This window comes from Pararhizobium sp. PWRC1-1 (assembly GCF_049897905.1).
Taxonomy (GTDB): domain Bacteria; phylum Pseudomonadota; class Alphaproteobacteria; order Rhizobiales; family Rhizobiaceae; genus Pararhizobium.
Genome location: NZ_JAFCXE010000040.1, coordinates 1 through 14,597, shown reverse-complemented (window position 1 = coordinate 14,597; position 14,597 = coordinate 1). Strand labels below are relative to the sequence as shown.

The 14,597-nt window shown below is 55.1% G+C and carries 14 protein-coding genes; 1 reads left to right on the top strand and 13 read right to left on the bottom strand.

Features of this window, described 5'->3' with window-relative positions; all coding sequences use genetic code 11:
- Nucleotides 1-60: 60 nt before the first annotated feature.
- From rbsK to ACP7E0_RS33320, 4 genes are all read right to left on the bottom strand, one after another.
- Entirely contained in the window at nt 61-987 is a 927-nt protein-coding gene (rbsK, locus tag ACP7E0_RS33335) for a ribokinase (protein WP_426131465.1), read from the bottom strand.
- A gap of 160 nt (nt 988-1,147) precedes the next feature.
- A complete protein-coding gene (locus ACP7E0_RS33330; RefSeq protein ID WP_426131463.1) occupies nt 1,148-2,158 on the bottom strand; it encodes an ABC transporter permease in 1,011 nt (336 codons plus the stop codon).
- Between the two features lie 2 nt (nt 2,159-2,160).
- Complete coding sequence (locus tag ACP7E0_RS33325; protein ID WP_426131461.1) at nt 2,161-3,735, bottom strand: sugar ABC transporter ATP-binding protein; 1,575 nt, start codon at nt 3,733-3,735, stop codon at nt 2,161-2,163.
- 60 nt (nt 3,736-3,795) lie between these two features.
- Entirely contained in the window at nt 3,796-4,728 is a 933-nt protein-coding gene (locus ACP7E0_RS33320) for a sugar ABC transporter substrate-binding protein (RefSeq protein WP_426131459.1), read from the bottom strand.
- Between the two features lie 187 nt (nt 4,729-4,915).
- On the opposite strand from ACP7E0_RS33320, the gene ACP7E0_RS33315 reads away from it, so the two are divergent.
- On the top strand, nt 4,916-5,911 hold the full coding sequence (locus ACP7E0_RS33315) for a LacI family DNA-binding transcriptional regulator (RefSeq protein ID WP_426131457.1): 996 nt from the start codon (nt 4,916-4,918) through the stop codon (nt 5,909-5,911).
- A 41-nt stretch (nt 5,912-5,952) separates the two neighbouring features.
- On the opposite strand, the gene ACP7E0_RS33310 is transcribed toward ACP7E0_RS33315, so the two are convergent.
- From ACP7E0_RS33310 to ACP7E0_RS33270, 9 genes are all read right to left on the bottom strand, one after another.
- Entirely contained in the window at nt 5,953-7,023 is a 1,071-nt protein-coding gene (locus ACP7E0_RS33310) for an ABC transporter ATP-binding protein (protein ID WP_426131455.1), read from the bottom strand.
- The gene (locus ACP7E0_RS33305; RefSeq protein ID WP_426131453.1) at nt 7,010-9,169 is read right to left on the bottom strand and encodes an ADP-ribosylglycohydrolase family protein; all 2,160 of its coding nucleotides are present in this window, start codon (nt 9,167-9,169) and stop codon (nt 7,010-7,012) included. Before ACP7E0_RS33305 ends, ACP7E0_RS33310 begins: the two co-directional genes overlap by 14 nt.
- A gap of 30 nt (nt 9,170-9,199) precedes the next feature.
- Nucleotides 9,200-10,006 (bottom strand): carbohydrate ABC transporter permease, encoded by an 807-nt coding sequence (locus tag ACP7E0_RS33300; protein ID WP_426131451.1) that lies wholly within the window; start codon nt 10,004-10,006, stop codon nt 9,200-9,202.
- Nucleotides 10,007-10,029: 23 nt separating this feature from the next.
- Entirely contained in the window at nt 10,030-10,875 is an 846-nt protein-coding gene (locus ACP7E0_RS33295) for a carbohydrate ABC transporter permease (RefSeq protein WP_426131449.1), read from the bottom strand.
- Nucleotides 10,876-10,950: 75 nt separating this feature from the next.
- On the bottom strand, nt 10,951-12,333 hold the full coding sequence (locus ACP7E0_RS33290; protein ID WP_426131447.1) for an ABC transporter substrate-binding protein: 1,383 nt from the start codon (nt 12,331-12,333) through the stop codon (nt 10,951-10,953).
- Complete coding sequence (locus ACP7E0_RS33285; protein WP_426131445.1) at nt 12,314-13,315, bottom strand: LacI family DNA-binding transcriptional regulator; 1,002 nt, start codon at nt 13,313-13,315, stop codon at nt 12,314-12,316. The genes ACP7E0_RS33290 and ACP7E0_RS33285 overlap by 20 nt, the downstream gene beginning before the upstream one ends.
- Nucleotides 13,316-13,501: 186 nt before the next feature.
- On the bottom strand, nt 13,502-13,648 hold the full coding sequence (locus tag ACP7E0_RS33280; RefSeq protein ID WP_426131443.1) for a helix-turn-helix domain-containing protein: 147 nt from the start codon (nt 13,646-13,648) through the stop codon (nt 13,502-13,504).
- Nucleotides 13,594-13,875, bottom strand: a complete 282-nt coding sequence (locus ACP7E0_RS33275; RefSeq protein WP_426131441.1) for an AraC family transcriptional regulator — start codon at nt 13,873-13,875, stop codon at nt 13,594-13,596. Before ACP7E0_RS33275 ends, ACP7E0_RS33280 begins: the two co-directional genes overlap by 55 nt.
- A gap of 414 nt (nt 13,876-14,289) precedes the next feature.
- Nucleotides 14,290-14,597: transposase (locus ACP7E0_RS33270; protein WP_426131439.1), on the bottom strand; the 308-nt coding region annotated here is incomplete at its 5' end.

Genomic DNA, 14,597 nt, shown 5'->3' with positions numbered 1-14,597 from the left:
ACCGGTCGTTTTTTTGAATTCGCCGCTGACTTTCAGATTCGATTGAGCCACTACACGTTTTCAATGTGAACGGTAGAGGGTTTCAATTTCGAGGCGACGCGGCATCGCTCCGGCGGTTCCTCGTCGCGTAACCGCGATAGCAGCCGTTGCACAGCCGAATCGGACTGCGTCGACGGGGTCGAACGCATCTGCCAGCGCTGCCGAAAAACCACCGACGAAAGCATCGCCTGCGCCCGTCGTGTCAACAACCGTTTCGACCGGAAATGCGGGGATGTGAATTGATTGCTCGCCGGAGTGGTAGAGCACCCCGCGGTGCCCTAGCGTGATTATGGCAGCAGTCACTCCACGCTCTAGAAAAACGTCACCGGCGCGACGTGCATCCGCTATAGTCTCCAAACTAAAACCGACGAGGGAAGCGGCTTCAGTCTCATTGGGAATGAAATAGTCGCAGAGGCCATAGATTTCTTCCGGAAACGTTTCGGCCGGCGCGGGGTTGAACACGGTGGTAACACCGCTGGAGCGGGCAATCTCCAATCCTCGCAGGGCCGCCGCCGCAGGTTGCTCTAGCTGTGTGACAAACACCGCGGCCGCTTGAATTGCGCTGGCGTGGGATTCGACATCGTCGATACTGATCGTTCCAGCCGCTCCGGGATACACAATGATCGCGTTGTCGCCATTGGTCTCATTAACATAGATGAATGCGGCTCCGGTAGCTACGTCCGACGTGCGAGTGACTTTGGCTAAAATCCCTTCCCGCGCAAAAGTCTCGATAGCGAGATCCCCGAAGGTATCAATGCCGATTTTTGAAATGAATGCCACCTGCGCGCCGGCGCGAGCAGCCGCGACCGCTTGATTTGAGCCTTTTCCACCAGGACCAACTGAGAAACCGCTTCCGGATATGGTTTCTCCGATACCGGGCATCCGTTTGGCCAAATAGGCCGTGTCCGCAACGAACACGCCGAGGATGCATACGCCTGAATTTTTCATTATAGATGTCCTGGAATGTGCAGCAGCGCTGCATCAGGCTCGCCAAGGCGTGGCCGTTGAAGGCGTTCTTGCCGAGTTCTAAGTATGTCACACTATCTTGGCGGGTCATGGAAGCAAAACGGTGTGCCACCTCGGCTGGGCGCACCGTTTCGGCTGTCCGTTAAACTGCCGTGATGCGTTCGCGATATTTGTCGATGATCACCGCGAGGATGATGACAACGCCCGTAATCATCTGCCGCAGAAAGTCGCTCAGGCCAAATAGAATTAGGCCGTTCGCCAACACACCAATGATGCAAGCTCCGAGCAGGGTTCCAATAACCGTGCCGCGGCCCCCACTTAGGCTGGTGCCACCGATAATAACCGCAGCAATTGCATTGAGTTCGAACCCAATGCCGATAATCGGGCTCGCGATGTTCAGGCGCGCCATGTAGATGATAGACGCGATCCCGACGAGCGCTCCTGCAATTGTGAACGCGGCGACCTTATAGAACATAAGTGAATGGCCAGCCAGTCGCACAGCCTCCTCATTGTTGCCGATACCGTAGAGCAGTCGGCCAAAAACGGTTTTGGAAAGTACAAACCATGCGACTGCGACCAGGGCCAAAGCAATCAGAAAAACGACCGGAATACCAAACAACATTTTCGATCCAAAGTCGTTGAATGTCTGCGGGAACGAATAGATCGTCCGCGCGTCGGTCACTTGCAAAGCGGCGCCACGGGCGATGTTGAGCATACCCAAAGTGACGATGAAGGATGGAAGCCCCCAGAACGCGCTGATCCACCCGTTCAGGAACCCACAAACGACACCTGTCGCCACTGCAGCGAGGGTTGCGAGGACTACGGCCTGCCAAACCGCAAGATCAGGAATCGTAAGCACGCTTCCGCCGACTACCGCACATAACGCAAGCATTGATCCGACGGACAGGTCTATGCCGCCGATGAGAATCACGAAGGTCATGCCGATGGCCAGGATCAGATTGATGGTTATCTGCGTGAGAATATTCGAAATGTTATTCGGATTAAGGAAATGCTCCGTGCTCAGCGAGAAAAAAACGATCAAAACCAGCAGGGCGATGCCGATCCCTGCGTCCCGAAGCACAAGTTTCATCGAAATCTTCGTCATGGGCTTCTCTTTGCTGCCTGTCGAAGGCGTGTTTTCAACTGCGTCCATGATCAATGCTCCGCGTTTCGTCGTTCGCCCTGGTAGGCGTAAGTCAATATTTTTTCTTCCGAGAACTCCGGTCGGGCAACTTCGCCAACAATCCGGTGCTGAGACATCACAAGGATTCGATCACAAAGCGTCATCAACTCCGGAAGCTCGGAGGAGACAATTAGAAGTGCCAAGCCATCCTCGGCAAGACGGCGGACCAAACCATAAATTTCCGCCTTCGCCCCGACGTCGACGCCCCGTGTTGGCTCGTCCAACAGGAGAACGCGAGGATTGCGCGCCAACCACTTGGCCAAAACGACTTTTTGCTGATTGCCGCCTGACAGCGTCGAAACATTGTCGCCGGGTTCTCCATATTTAAGGCGAAGATCCGATCCCAACCGCTGGGTTACCAAGAGTTCGGCGTTCCTATCGAGCAGTCCCATGCTGGACACCCCCTGCAGAGACGCTAGTGTCACGTTTGCGGCAATCGGCATGGACAAGATAAGACCTTGATCTTTCCGGTCCTCGGTGACGAACCCAATTCCGGCTTGGATAGCATCCTTCGGCGACCGGAACGCTACGACCCTCCCATCCCGTATCAATTGTCCCGACAAAGGGAGCTCGGCAGCCGATATCGCACGTAACAGTTCCGTCCGGCCCGAGCCGACAAGCCCAGCGACCCCGAGTATCTCGCCCTTATGCAAGTCGAAGGATATGCCGTCTTGATGCGGCGATTGAACATGCCGAAGATTTTTGAGGGAAAGGACAACTTCGCTTCCGGCGCTGGAAATGACGTCACTAGCCATTTCCTTTTGTAGCTGCTTACCAACCATGCTGCGAACGAGCTCATCCTGGTCGGTGTCGTCGATAGCACTAGAAAATACTGTTTCGCCGTTCCTCAGAACCGTCACCCTGTTACAGATACGGAAGATTTCGTCGAGGTGGTGAGAAACGAATATGATTGCGACGCCGCGGGCACGGAGTTCTCCAATGATTGCGAATAACCGCTCGGTCTCGCGTGACGTCAACGTTGCAGTCGGTTCGTCAAGAATAAGAACTCGGCTTTCCGTCATCAAAGCACGCGCAACCTCCACCAGCTGACGGTGCGCGATCCCCAGCCGTTCAACCGGCCAGCGCACATCGATGTCGCTGAGACCGATCGCATCAAGTGCTGCACGAGCGCGCTCGTTCATCTCACGCCGCTTTACGACGCCCAAAATATTGCGAGGCAAATGTTCGATGAAGATGTTTTCTGCGACGGAAAGGAAGGGAAGCAGATTGAATTCCTGGTGCACCACCTGCAGTCCATTCGCTTTGGCGTCCCTTGGGGTCTGTGGTGCGTAAGCCTCGCCCGCGAGCTTTATCGCTCCAGAGTCTGGCGTGACGATACCGCAGAGCGTTTTAATCAGTGTTGACTTACCCGCGCCGTTTTCGCCGATGAGACCGTGCACTTCCGCGTGATTTACGGACAGATTCACGCCATTGAGCGCGACCGTCCCACCGAAGCTTTTCTTGATGTCTTGCAACTCAAGAACTGGCTTCGTTATAATTTCCCGCTGAGCGGAAGGTGACATCGAGTTTGATTGTGAAATGGTCATCGAAGAACCCTCTTGAAAATGCCGCGCCGGAATAGTCCGACGCGGCCATGCATGCGGGCGTTACTTCACGTTGGCCTTCGTAACCAATTCGATGTCCGTCTTGATCCAGCCCTCAAGCTTTGGTCCGCCTGCTACGACAGCAAGCGCCTTGTCGATGGCGTTCGCTGCCATCTGTGAGCCAAACTGATCAACCGTCGCAAGCAGTTTGCCATCCTTCAGGAGAGGAGCCACCGCTGGAACGTTATCGAAACCGACGACCTTAATGTCCTTGCGGCCCGCCGCATCGAGAGCTTTGACAACACCGATGGCCATTGAGTCATTTGCGGCGAGAACGCCTTTGATGTCCGGGTGCGCAGTCAGCATGTTCGAAAAGACCGAATTGGCTTCCTCGGTCTCCCAATGCGCGGTGCGCGAGTCCAGGAGTTCCAGCTTGCCAGCCGCGACCGCATCCTCGAAACCGAGTTTCCGCTGGGCGGCGTTGTCCGCACCTGGGTTGCCCTCGATGATTACGACCTTGCCGCCCTCACCCAGTTCTTTGGCCAGGGCCTCGCCGACCATCTTCGCACCAGCACGGTTGTCAGGACCGACAAACGCCAGATCGATGCCAGCGTCTTTTTTCGCCTGCTCGTCCAGCGAGACGTCGAAATTGATGACGGTAATGCCGGCATCCATAGCCTTCTTCAAAGGGGCGACCATGGCACGGGAATCTGCCGGAGCAATAACGATTGCATCGACACCCTGCGTTATGAAGTTTTCGACCCCGTTCACCTGGCTCTCGAAATCTGTCTCGTTCTGCATTCCAATGGCTTTGAGCTCGTAGTCGCCGCGCTTCTTGTTGTGCGCTTCTGCACCCTCAAGCATATTCTTGAAGAAGTCGTTGGCTAACGACTTCATAACCAGACCGACGACCGGCTTGTCGGCAGCCTGGGCAATTGTCGGCAGCGCAGTCGTCAAAGAGAGTGCGAGAATAGATGCGATAGTGAAAATCTTCATGACCATTCCTCCGTTGGTCCGACAGCCCTCCAGCCATCGGTGAAACGTTTCATAGAATTTATGATAACGTGCAGATTTGGTAACGGCAAAATTCCAGCGCGTCAATATGAAACGTTTCATGAGCAGCAATTGCTACTTTTCACCGCCGTGTGTTAATCGTCCCTATTTGTAATGATGGAGTTCGAAAGTGAAGCCGACGGTTAAAGATGTTGCACGCGATGCGGGGGTTTCGCTCGGTACTGTGTCCCGTGTTCTGGCAAAGAACGCCACTGTAAACGAAGGCATCCGCTTGCGGGTCGAAGAGGTCATTGAGAAGCTGGGCTACAGCCCCAGTAGCCTTGGGCGTAGTCTGCGGCTAAACAAGTCGGACATTATTGGATTGGTGATTCCAGACATTACAAACCCCTTCTTTGCCGATCTTGCAAAGCACCTCGAGGTCTTGGCGTCTGCCGCCGGGTACTCCATGTTGCTTGCCAACACCCATGATGACCCTGAAGCAGAAAAGACCCAAATCCAGAGTCTCCTCGGAAGAGTGCCGGCGGGAATCGTGATTGCCCCTGTCAGCAATAGCCTCGTAAGTGAACGGTTATCCAAGGGACTGGTCTGCGTGACGATTGACCGCCCGCTTGCCGGACACTCGCTTGTCTCGGTAGACAACATCGAAGGGGGAAGGCTAGCTGCCGAACATCTCTTGGAGCTGGGGCACATCCGCATCGGCTACATAGGCGGCCCAAGCACGACTGACGTTTCGCTGCAGCGGTTGCGAGGTTTTCGGGATGAAATAGCAATGGCCGCCGAACGCTTCGGGAGAGCCGTTGAGTTCACAGTTGTTGAGGGTCAGTTCGACTACAAGTCCGGTGAGGAGATGGGCAGAAGACTGCTTTCGGTTCCGGTGGAGATACGGCCAACGGCTATCGCTACAGCCAACGATCAGCAGGCAATCGGGCTTCTCAGATGCTCACGCGATATGGGCATCCGAGTTCCAGAAGACTTATCTATTGTTGGGTTCGACGACATCCCGTTGGCATCCCTTGTCTTGCCGAGACTGACAACGATCCGACAGCCCGTCCAAGAAATTGCGGAAATCGCTATACGAGCCGTATTGGGGCGGGGAGCAATAAACGGGCCGATCCTGCTTCCCCCTAGTGTCGTCGTAAGGGAGTCAACGGCCCGCTTCACCTGAGCGACAACTCGTCTCTACTTCAGGCCCCCTGTGCGACACAGTCAAGCAATGCGCTTACCGGTATCAGCGGCAAACAAGCAAATCTTTTCCAATTCCGGCGCAACGTATATGGTGTCCCCGGTAACGTACGATGTTCGCTCCCGGAACGCTCCGACCACCTTCACACCACCCAGCGCCAAAAGCACTTGGGTTTCCGAACCCATGGGCTCGGCGAGTACGATTTTGGTTGCTATCCCGCGTTCCGTATCTGAAAGAGCGAGGTGTTCGGGCCGGATTCCATAGATTGCCTTGGTACCATCTGGAATTTTGCGATTTGAAAGCGGTAGTTTATCACCGTTGGTGGCAACGAAGATCGTTCCGTTGTCACCACCCCGAATGGTCCCTTCAATCAGATTCATTGACGGCGAGCCGATAAATGTTGCTACGAATGTGTTGTCCGGAAAATCGTACAAATCTAATGGGGCACCGATCTGCTCGACGTGGCCGTCGCGCATGACGACGATTTTGTCCGCCATTGTTAGCGCCTCGACCTGGTCGTGCGTCACATAGACAATGGTTGTCCCAAGGCGCTGGTGAAGCGCCTTGATTTCGGCCCGCATAGCAACCCGCAGCTTGGCATCGAGATTCGACAGGGGTTCGTCGAACAAAAACACCTGAGGTTTCCGCACGATTGATCGCCCCATGGCGACGCGCTGGCGCTGTCCGCCGGAAAGTTGGCGCGGATAGCGACCGAGCAAGGGTGTGAGACCGAGGATTTCGGCAGCTTCACCCACTCTTTTTGCCTTCTCAGCTTTCGCGGCTCCCGCCAACGTCATCGAAAACGCCATATTCTCGGCGACGGTCATGTGGGGATAGAGCGCGTAGTTTTGAAACACCATCGAGATGTCTCGCTCCTTGGGAGGGAGGTCGTTCACCACCCGCCCCGCGATCCCGATCGTCCCTCCGGAAATATCCTCAAGTCCGGCGATCATGCGAAGCAATGTAGACTTTCCACAGCCCGACGGTCCAACCAGTACAACGAACTCGCCCTCGTCGATGGCAACGTCAATGCCATGCAAAACCGGGTGTGCTCCATAGGACTTTTTAACAGCATTGATCTCAACGAAGGACATTGGCAATCTCCTTTAGAGTGCCCATTTCGGCGACTATCGTTTCGGGTCCACACACGGTTACACTCGGCGTTGATATCGCTCCATCGGAGATAACGAGACCGATACCCCCATCCAGGAACGCTTGGTCGCCATCGTCGTATGCCTCAATCGCAACTCCATCCGCCTCCCCAAATATTCTCGACCCGAGGACCGTCAGCTTCATCCTCACCGTCACTTCCAGTTCCACCGGGAACGGTGCTTCGGCAAGAATGGTTGTGACGTCGTCGCGAACTTTAACGATCTGAATCGCCCCCTTGCGGGCTAGCCGGAGCGAGTAGTAGCGGCGGAGCCCCTGGACGCGTGCCGCAAGCCCTCCTGCGGATCCAAGATGCAACATGACGTCACTTTTGACGGTGTAGTCCGTCCATTGGCGGGTTCCGTGGATGATGATCCCATCGCCGCGATCCTGAGAGATACGAAAGCTCGGTGGAAAGCGTTTGGAGAAGAAACTGACACCGTTGACCCAAGCCATTCTCCAAAAGGTGCCCTCCCCTTCAGGCCTCTGCAAAGTGAGTAGCGGCGTTCCGCTCCAACGAACGTGATCAATGACGATGCGACCGTCGGCCCGCTTGCCTGATGCAGTGATGGCGACGCCAATCTCAGCGATAGGCTGCCCTTTCAAATCAGGAACCGTCCAGCGAATTACCGAAGCATCGCCGGGTTGAAGCGCGACCGGAGCGCTATCGACGGTTCTGAGATTGTCGTGCTCATCGTATACACGCAGCCGCAGGCTCACTGACATGGCACCCATGTTGCTTGCGTCTGCAGCGACCCCCGCTTCGAGAACTTGCCCCGGATAGATCAACGGTGTCGCCATGAGTTCGTAGACCTTCATCTTCAAAACCTCGCGCGGCGAAAAGACCGGGGTCGTCACCGCAGCGACCTGGCCAGGGCCGAGAGCTTCGAACCGTGCGGCAAGCGCCCGCCCGTGCTCCGTCGCAATGTTTTCGACATACAGACGATGCTGACCATGACCCTCCTGTGTTCTGAATCCCTGAATGCTGCCCGGTAGAGAAAAATGGAATTGCGCACCTGACTTCGGAGGGGTCATTGGTTCAAGCCCTGCGAGCGTCAGACCAAGGTTCGCGACATAGTAAGCCATTCGGACTGCATCGTTGATTGAATTGCCGCCATCGGCAGAAGATATCAAAAGGCGGTCTGCGACAGGTCCGCGCCAGTCCGGTCCAGCGTCAATGCCCTCTAAGCCGAGCATAATTCCCATCAGGCAACCGACATTACCCGCATTGCAGTCAGTGTCCCATCCCGAAGTGTTGACGATCATCTGCGCGCGCTGGAAGTCGTCGGGCGCGTAGAGCACAGACATGATCATCAGTGCATGGTTCGGCACGACGTGGCAGTTTCCGGGATACTGTGCGTACCCGTACTGGTCCTCAATGCGCTGCCTTGTCACCAACCAGTCGTCGTCAGACTTGCGCCAATCCCGAATGTCGGCAATCAGCTTGGCAATCAGACAATCTTTTGGGATCACAGATAGACCGGTGTCGATTAGGTGATTGATGTCAGCTGACCGAAAAGCCTCCGCCTCCATCGCCGCCCACAGCATAGCCGCATAAACGGCTTCCCCATCGTGGCTTACGCTGCCAGCCTTTTGCGCCAATTGTGCAGCCAATCGTGGCTGACAAGGCGCCACCAGTGCCCAACCGTCGATGAATATCTGCGCGCCAATTTGTTCGGCGACGGTAGATCCATTGGTGGCTATTGATCCGCTGTGGGGCGCGGGGATACCATTTCTTAGATTGAGCCAGGCGGTGTGTTCGGTCGAGTTGCCATTGCCCCCCCACCAGAGGATCGATTTCTCCTCAACGATATAATTGAGCCACGCCTTGCCGATTTCCTCCGCCGAGAGGTCCGCAGTGATGCCATAATCCTCGAGGGCGCGCACGAACGTAAAAGTCCCGGCAACATCGTCATCGGTAACGACGAGGGGCTCATTTAGTCGCTCATGAACGTAATACTCGATTGGGCCGAGCTCTTTCATAATGCGCTGGTGCGTCCACTGCTCGAAGGGGCGGCCCAGATAGACGCCGATCAGCTTACCCAGTACACCTGCATAGACGCGTTCCAGATAGTCGTTTGGGATTGTCATTGAATTCACCTCGGAAAATGTTGTCGCGGGTCAGCCCTTTACCGATCCGCCTGCCATGCCCTCGATGAAGCGGCGTTGCAGGAAGACGAACAGGATGACGATTGGCAGCACGATGATGAGAGCTGCGGCCATGATCTCGCCCCAGTCGGAGCTGTACTGACCGCTGAGAAGGAAGAACGAGACCACGGCCGTCGTACTGTCCTGCTGCTGAAGAAATGTCGTGGCGATCAGGAACTCATTCCAGGAATAAAGCCCGATGATCAGTGCGACTGTCAGGATGCCTGGTGATACCATCGGCAACATGACTTTTGTAAACACCTGCCAGTGTGTTGCTCCGTCGATCAATGCCGCCTCTTCGAGCTCCTTGGGCACCGCCAGAAAGTAGGTTCTTAGAAGCATGATAGCGAACGGGCTGTAGATGGCGGTGTACACAAGAGCGACCGCGAAGATGTTGTTGATCAATCCGAGCCGTGCAAAGGCGAAATACAACGGGAACAGGAAGAGCTGGATGGGTGCTGTCGTAGTCGCCAGAAGGTATCCTGTAACCGCCTTCCATCGTCTGATTTTCTTGCGGGCCAGCACATATGCCGCTGCGGATCCAGTGGTACAGACCATAATGATCGTCGTGGCAGTCAGCATCACCGAATTTAAAAACGTCTGGCTGAAATGTGCGTCCGCCCAGGCTCGGCTGAAATTGTCCCAACGGATGATCTTTGGAAACGATAACGGATTAAGGACGATCTCTTGTGCTGACTTCAGCGAGTTCAGCACCAGAAGGGCGATAGGGAACAGCGCGATGAACGCTGCAATACCCAGGCAAATATAGGTGACCGTCAACGTACGACGGCTTTCGACCAGTCTCATTGTTCGGTCTCCTTCGATTGAATGCGGATGTAAAAGTACGTAGCAATGAGGCCAAATACGCTAATGACGAGCGACGTTGCGGCGGCTTGGCCGACGTTCAGGTCATAGAAAGCCTTGCGGTAAGCGAGCGTTGAAAGCACCTCGCTTGAGAACGCTGGACCGCCCTGGGTGAGGATGTAGACAAAGTCGAAGACGAGGAAGGACCATATGACCGTCATGATCATCATGAGTGTTATTGTCGGACGGATACCGGGCAGTAAAACGTACCGCATCATCTGCCAGAAGGTTGCACCCTCGAGCCTGGCTGCTTCGATTTGCTCCTGCGGCACCTGCCTCAACGCCGCAAAAAAGATGACGCAGAGGAAACCCCACCAATGCCAAAGATCGACGGTCGCAACCCCGAACAGAGCCATGGACGGTTGCGACAGTGGATTCGTGATAGGCAGCCCAGTGTGTTGCAGAAGGCCGAACACGCCCGTGACTGGACTATAGATCATCCCTTGCCAGACGCGTGCTGTGATCGCGGTTGCGATGATCACTGGTAGGAAGTAGACGACTTGGAAAAATGTCCGGCCTCGATCGACTAGCAACAACATTGTCGCCGCCAAAAGCCCCATTGCCACGGGAACGATCAGGAAAATTGCGGTCCAGATGAGATTGTTGGTGAGCGCGGTCCAGAACACTCCGTCATCGGATAACGCGCGAAAATTATCGAGCCCGGCGAAGACGGGTGCGGAAATTCCGTCCCATTGGAAAAACGCCAATGTGACGGTGAGCATCGCGGGCACCAGAATGATGATCGCGTTGATGGCCAATGTCGGTACAATGTAAAGTCTGTGCATGCTCGTCTCCAGGCCAACGGCAGCGGCATTCGCCGCTACCGTCTCCAGATCGTGCTGTTAAGGACGGGTCTTGGTTTACTGGCGCGCCGGAATGGCAGGAACTTTGCCCGCGGCTTTTTCCTGCTTGAACGTGGCATCCAGCTTTTCCAGGAATTCGGCGGTGGTCGTCTTCCCAAGCCACAGCTCTTCAATGCCGCTCACCAGATAAGTGTCAGTCGCTGGAGGCAGGAACGTCCACGTGGTGTAGCCGTACTGGTTCTTATTGACCGAATCCGCCAGATTTTTCATGGTCTCAGTGTAAAGCGGCAGCACTGCGTCGCCCACCTTCACCTTGCTCAGATCCCGTAGCGGCGTGTTCCATTCGCCCTGCCAGACCGTATTCATGTCGCCATAGAACTTGTCGCTGAAGACGTAGTTCACGACTTCCGCCGCACCATCCGGGTTCTTCGATCCGGCCGCAATCGAAAACGTTGACCCGATTCCAAGCGCATAGATCGGATATGGTACGCCCTCTCCGCTTGGAAAGCCGACGAAGCCAGGTTCGGCGTTGTTTTCCTTGAAATACTTAGGAACGTTCGTGAAATTCCATGTGCCTGTGGGAGCCATGCCCGCTGCGCCCGTTGCGATTTGGGCAAAAGCCTGTTCACCGGTCAGCGAGAAATAATTTGGCCCGAAATAGCCGGCCTGCCACCACTTGTTCAGGGTATCGACGGCTTTCACAAAAGGCTCTGACGTCCAAGGAATTTCTCCCTTGAGGGCCTTGTACATATTGTCCGGTCCGGCAACGGAATTAAGCACGATGGAAACGTAGTGCTCGTTGCTGGGTCGCCAATCAGCATTGCCTGCGCCGAACGGAACGATGTTCTTGGCCTTCATGGCCTCTGCGAGCGCCTCGAATTCGGCGATAGTCTTCGGCGGTGTCCAGCCGTTCTTTTCGAAAAGCGTCTTGTTGTAGAACAAGCCAAGTGTCTCGTAGGTTTTGGGTAGAGCGTAGAGCTTGCCGTCATATTTGCCAAGCTCCAAGAACACGGGCAGAATACGCTCGTGCCAGCCAAGCTTTGCAGCATAGTCGTCGAGAGGAAGAAGCTGCCCGGCCTGGGCCATGCTGGCAACGTAGCTCGGCCCAGCCGTGTAGATGACATCTGGACCGCTCCCGGAAAGCATGGCTATGCGAAGCTGCTTGTCCAGTTCGGCACCCCGGAAATCGATCGACAGGGCCGCGTCCTTGCTCCCATCATTGAATGGCTTTACGAGAAGATCTTTGAGGAATTGCTGGTTTTCGGGCGCGGCGTTTTCATACCACCAGGACACGGGCTTTTTTTCCTGCGCAAACGCTGCGCTGCAGATCGTTGTCGCCGACACCAAGGTGGCAAATGTCTTTATGAGAATACGTGCATTCATAGTTTCCTCCTCCAAGGGTTTTTGGTCAGTCCGACAATCAGGCTGATCCTCGTTCAATCAATTCAAACGGCATTTCCCGCACCGTTCCCGCACCCGTTTTCCTGCCAGATAGACGCTCCATCAGGATTTCGGCTGCCTTCATGCCAATCCCGCTTTGGAATTGGGCGACGGTAGTCAGTGGCGGCGATACAAGCTTAGACGCGGAAATGTCGTCGAAGCCGACGACTGCAATATCGTGAGGGATGCTCAGCCCACGTTCGCGGATCGCCTGCATGGCTCCGATCGCCATCAAATCGTTCGCGGCAAAAATAGCGGTCGGCCTGAGAGCGCCATCGAGGAGAGCCAGTGCCGCGCGAAATCCACCTTCCTCGGTAAAAACGTCATCGACCACGATTTGAGCGTCAAGTCCGGCGGCCTGAAGCGCCGTCCTGTAGCCCTCAACGCGGACCGACTCCGGACCGCCATGCCCCGCAATCATGCCAATATGGCGATGTCCCTTTTCGACAAGATACCGGGTAACGTCATGCGCGGCCGAACGACCATCGACGTAAATGTCATCAATCGCCAGCAATCCTCCCGTCTTTTTCGAGGACTCGATGCGAACGATGGGCAACCCCGCTTCAATCAATGGGGCAAATTCGGGTGCGCGTACTGTCCAAAATACGCCGATCACTCCGTCCACCCGCCCTTGCCGCAGCCACTCAAGAAAGTGCTGTTCGCGATCTCGTAAGCCGTCGGTGTTGATTGAGATGACGTCGTAGTTTTCAGCCTCCAACACTGTTTGGACGCCTCGCAAAAGTGACGGATAGAACGGGTTTGTTATGTCCGGGACGATGCACGCCACCGTCATCGTGCGATTGGTTTTCAATGCTTGGGCAGATCGGTTTGGAACATAATCCAGTTCGCGCACCGCTTGCCGGATACGAACAAGAGTGTCGGCCGACACCGACGATACGTCGCCCCCGCTCAGCACCATCGATACTGCCGCTTGGGAAACTTTGGCCAGAACCGCCACATCCTTTTGCGTTGCGCGCTTCACCCGATCCTCACTGATACGTATTACTTATACGTATCACTAGAAGTACATCGGGCATCTGTCAAGCTTCGAAAATCGTCCTTATTGAACGAATTCGCCTTCGTTTAGAACCATAGTGCCCGCTCATTATTGAAAAGATGAACTATTTCACCGATTCTATGCGCGAAAGTCTAATTCCGGGACGACGTATTAGGCGACCCGACTTTCCGCCACTGTAGGGGGGCATTTGAAGTGTCGGCGGAACAGGCGATTGATGCTGGACAGTGAATCGAAACCGACAATCATGCTAACATCGAGAACAGACCGGCCCGGTGATCTAAGCAACGCTGCTGCCATCTGCATCGCATGGAAATGATGTATTCCTGTAGTGTTTGACCAATCGCATCCTTCCACACGCGACGGAAATTTGATTCACTCATGCAACAGATGTCGGCAAGTTTTCCAACGGTCCACCGATCGCCATAGTCCTTGGCCAATGCCTCGAGCGCAGGTGCAATTCGGTTTAGAGGCTTAGGTGTTCTCACTTCGGTGATCGTGGTCGCTGACCTGCTAAACGTTATCATCGCGTCTAATATCAGACCCCGCACAGCGCTTTTCCAGTGTGACTGCTTGGAACCGAACGCTTGGATGGCTCTTTGAATCGACGTCCCCAAAAACTGGTGATCTTTGGGACTAAAGATATTTTAAATTCGCGGCCCGCGTATCTCAACGGATCACTAACCGTCGGCGGCGTGCCCGGTTCGGCGTAACGGATCAAACATGATCCAAGTCCACTGACTGTGGGTCCCCTCGGCACTGCGGGAAAAATGCGGTTCCCTCGGCGAGGAACGTGATGTCGCCGGCGTGATAGGTCAATACCTTTTCGCCGACGATCATCACGCCAGATCCGTGTTGGCAGACCCGATCTCACTGCAGTTATGTGTCAATCGGCACGCAAAGTTGACCCCTTGGGGATGCGGATAAAAAGTTGGACTGCTTTATAAGTTAAGGCCGAGGCTCTTGCGATATTCGACCGGGCTGAGTGATCCCAGCGATATCTTGATACGCTTCTCATTGTACCAGCGGATGTAAGCGTCTACCTCGGCAACGAACTGTTCGATTGTGATGGCCTTCCAATCTCGTGGATAAAAGAGTTCCGTTTTCAATCGGCCGAAGAAGCCTTCGCATGCGGCGTTATCTTGTGAGCAGCCCTTTCGGGACATCGAGCGAACCAGTTTCGCTTCGCTGATCCGCGTTAGCCAGCCTGGCCAGCGATAATGGGCTCCGCGATCGGAATGGACGATTG

Excerpts from the sequence above, each read along its gene's own strand:
- ACP7E0_RS33305 (WP_426131453.1), bottom strand. The coding sequence starts at position 9,169 with ATGACAATCCCAAACGACTATCTGGAACGCGTCTATGCAGGTGTACTG.
- ACP7E0_RS33310 (WP_426131455.1), bottom strand. The coding sequence starts at position 7,023 with ATGTCCTTCGTTGAGATCAATGCTGTTAAAAAGTCCTATGGAGCACAC.
- ACP7E0_RS33295 (WP_426131449.1), bottom strand. The coding sequence starts at position 10,875 with ATGCACAGACTTTACATTGTACCGACATTGGCCATCAACGCGATCATC.
- ACP7E0_RS33280 (WP_426131443.1), bottom strand. The coding sequence starts at position 13,648 with ATGGCAGCAGCGTTGCTTAGATCACCGGGCCGGTCTGTTCTCGATGTT.
- ACP7E0_RS33320 (WP_426131459.1), bottom strand. The coding sequence starts at position 4,728 with ATGAAGATTTTCACTATCGCATCTATTCTCGCACTCTCTTTGACGACT.
- ACP7E0_RS33275 (WP_426131441.1), bottom strand. The coding sequence starts at position 13,875 with ATGATAACGTTTAGCAGGTCAGCGACCACGATCACCGAAGTGAGAACA.
- ACP7E0_RS33330 (WP_426131463.1), bottom strand. The coding sequence starts at position 2,158 with ATGGACGCAGTTGAAAACACGCCTTCGACAGGCAGCAAAGAGAAGCCC.
- rbsK (WP_426131465.1), bottom strand. The coding sequence starts at position 987 with ATGAAAAATTCAGGCGTATGCATCCTCGGCGTGTTCGTTGCGGACACG.
- ACP7E0_RS33325 (WP_426131461.1), bottom strand. The coding sequence starts at position 3,735 with ATGACCATTTCACAATCAAACTCGATGTCACCTTCCGCTCAGCGGGAA.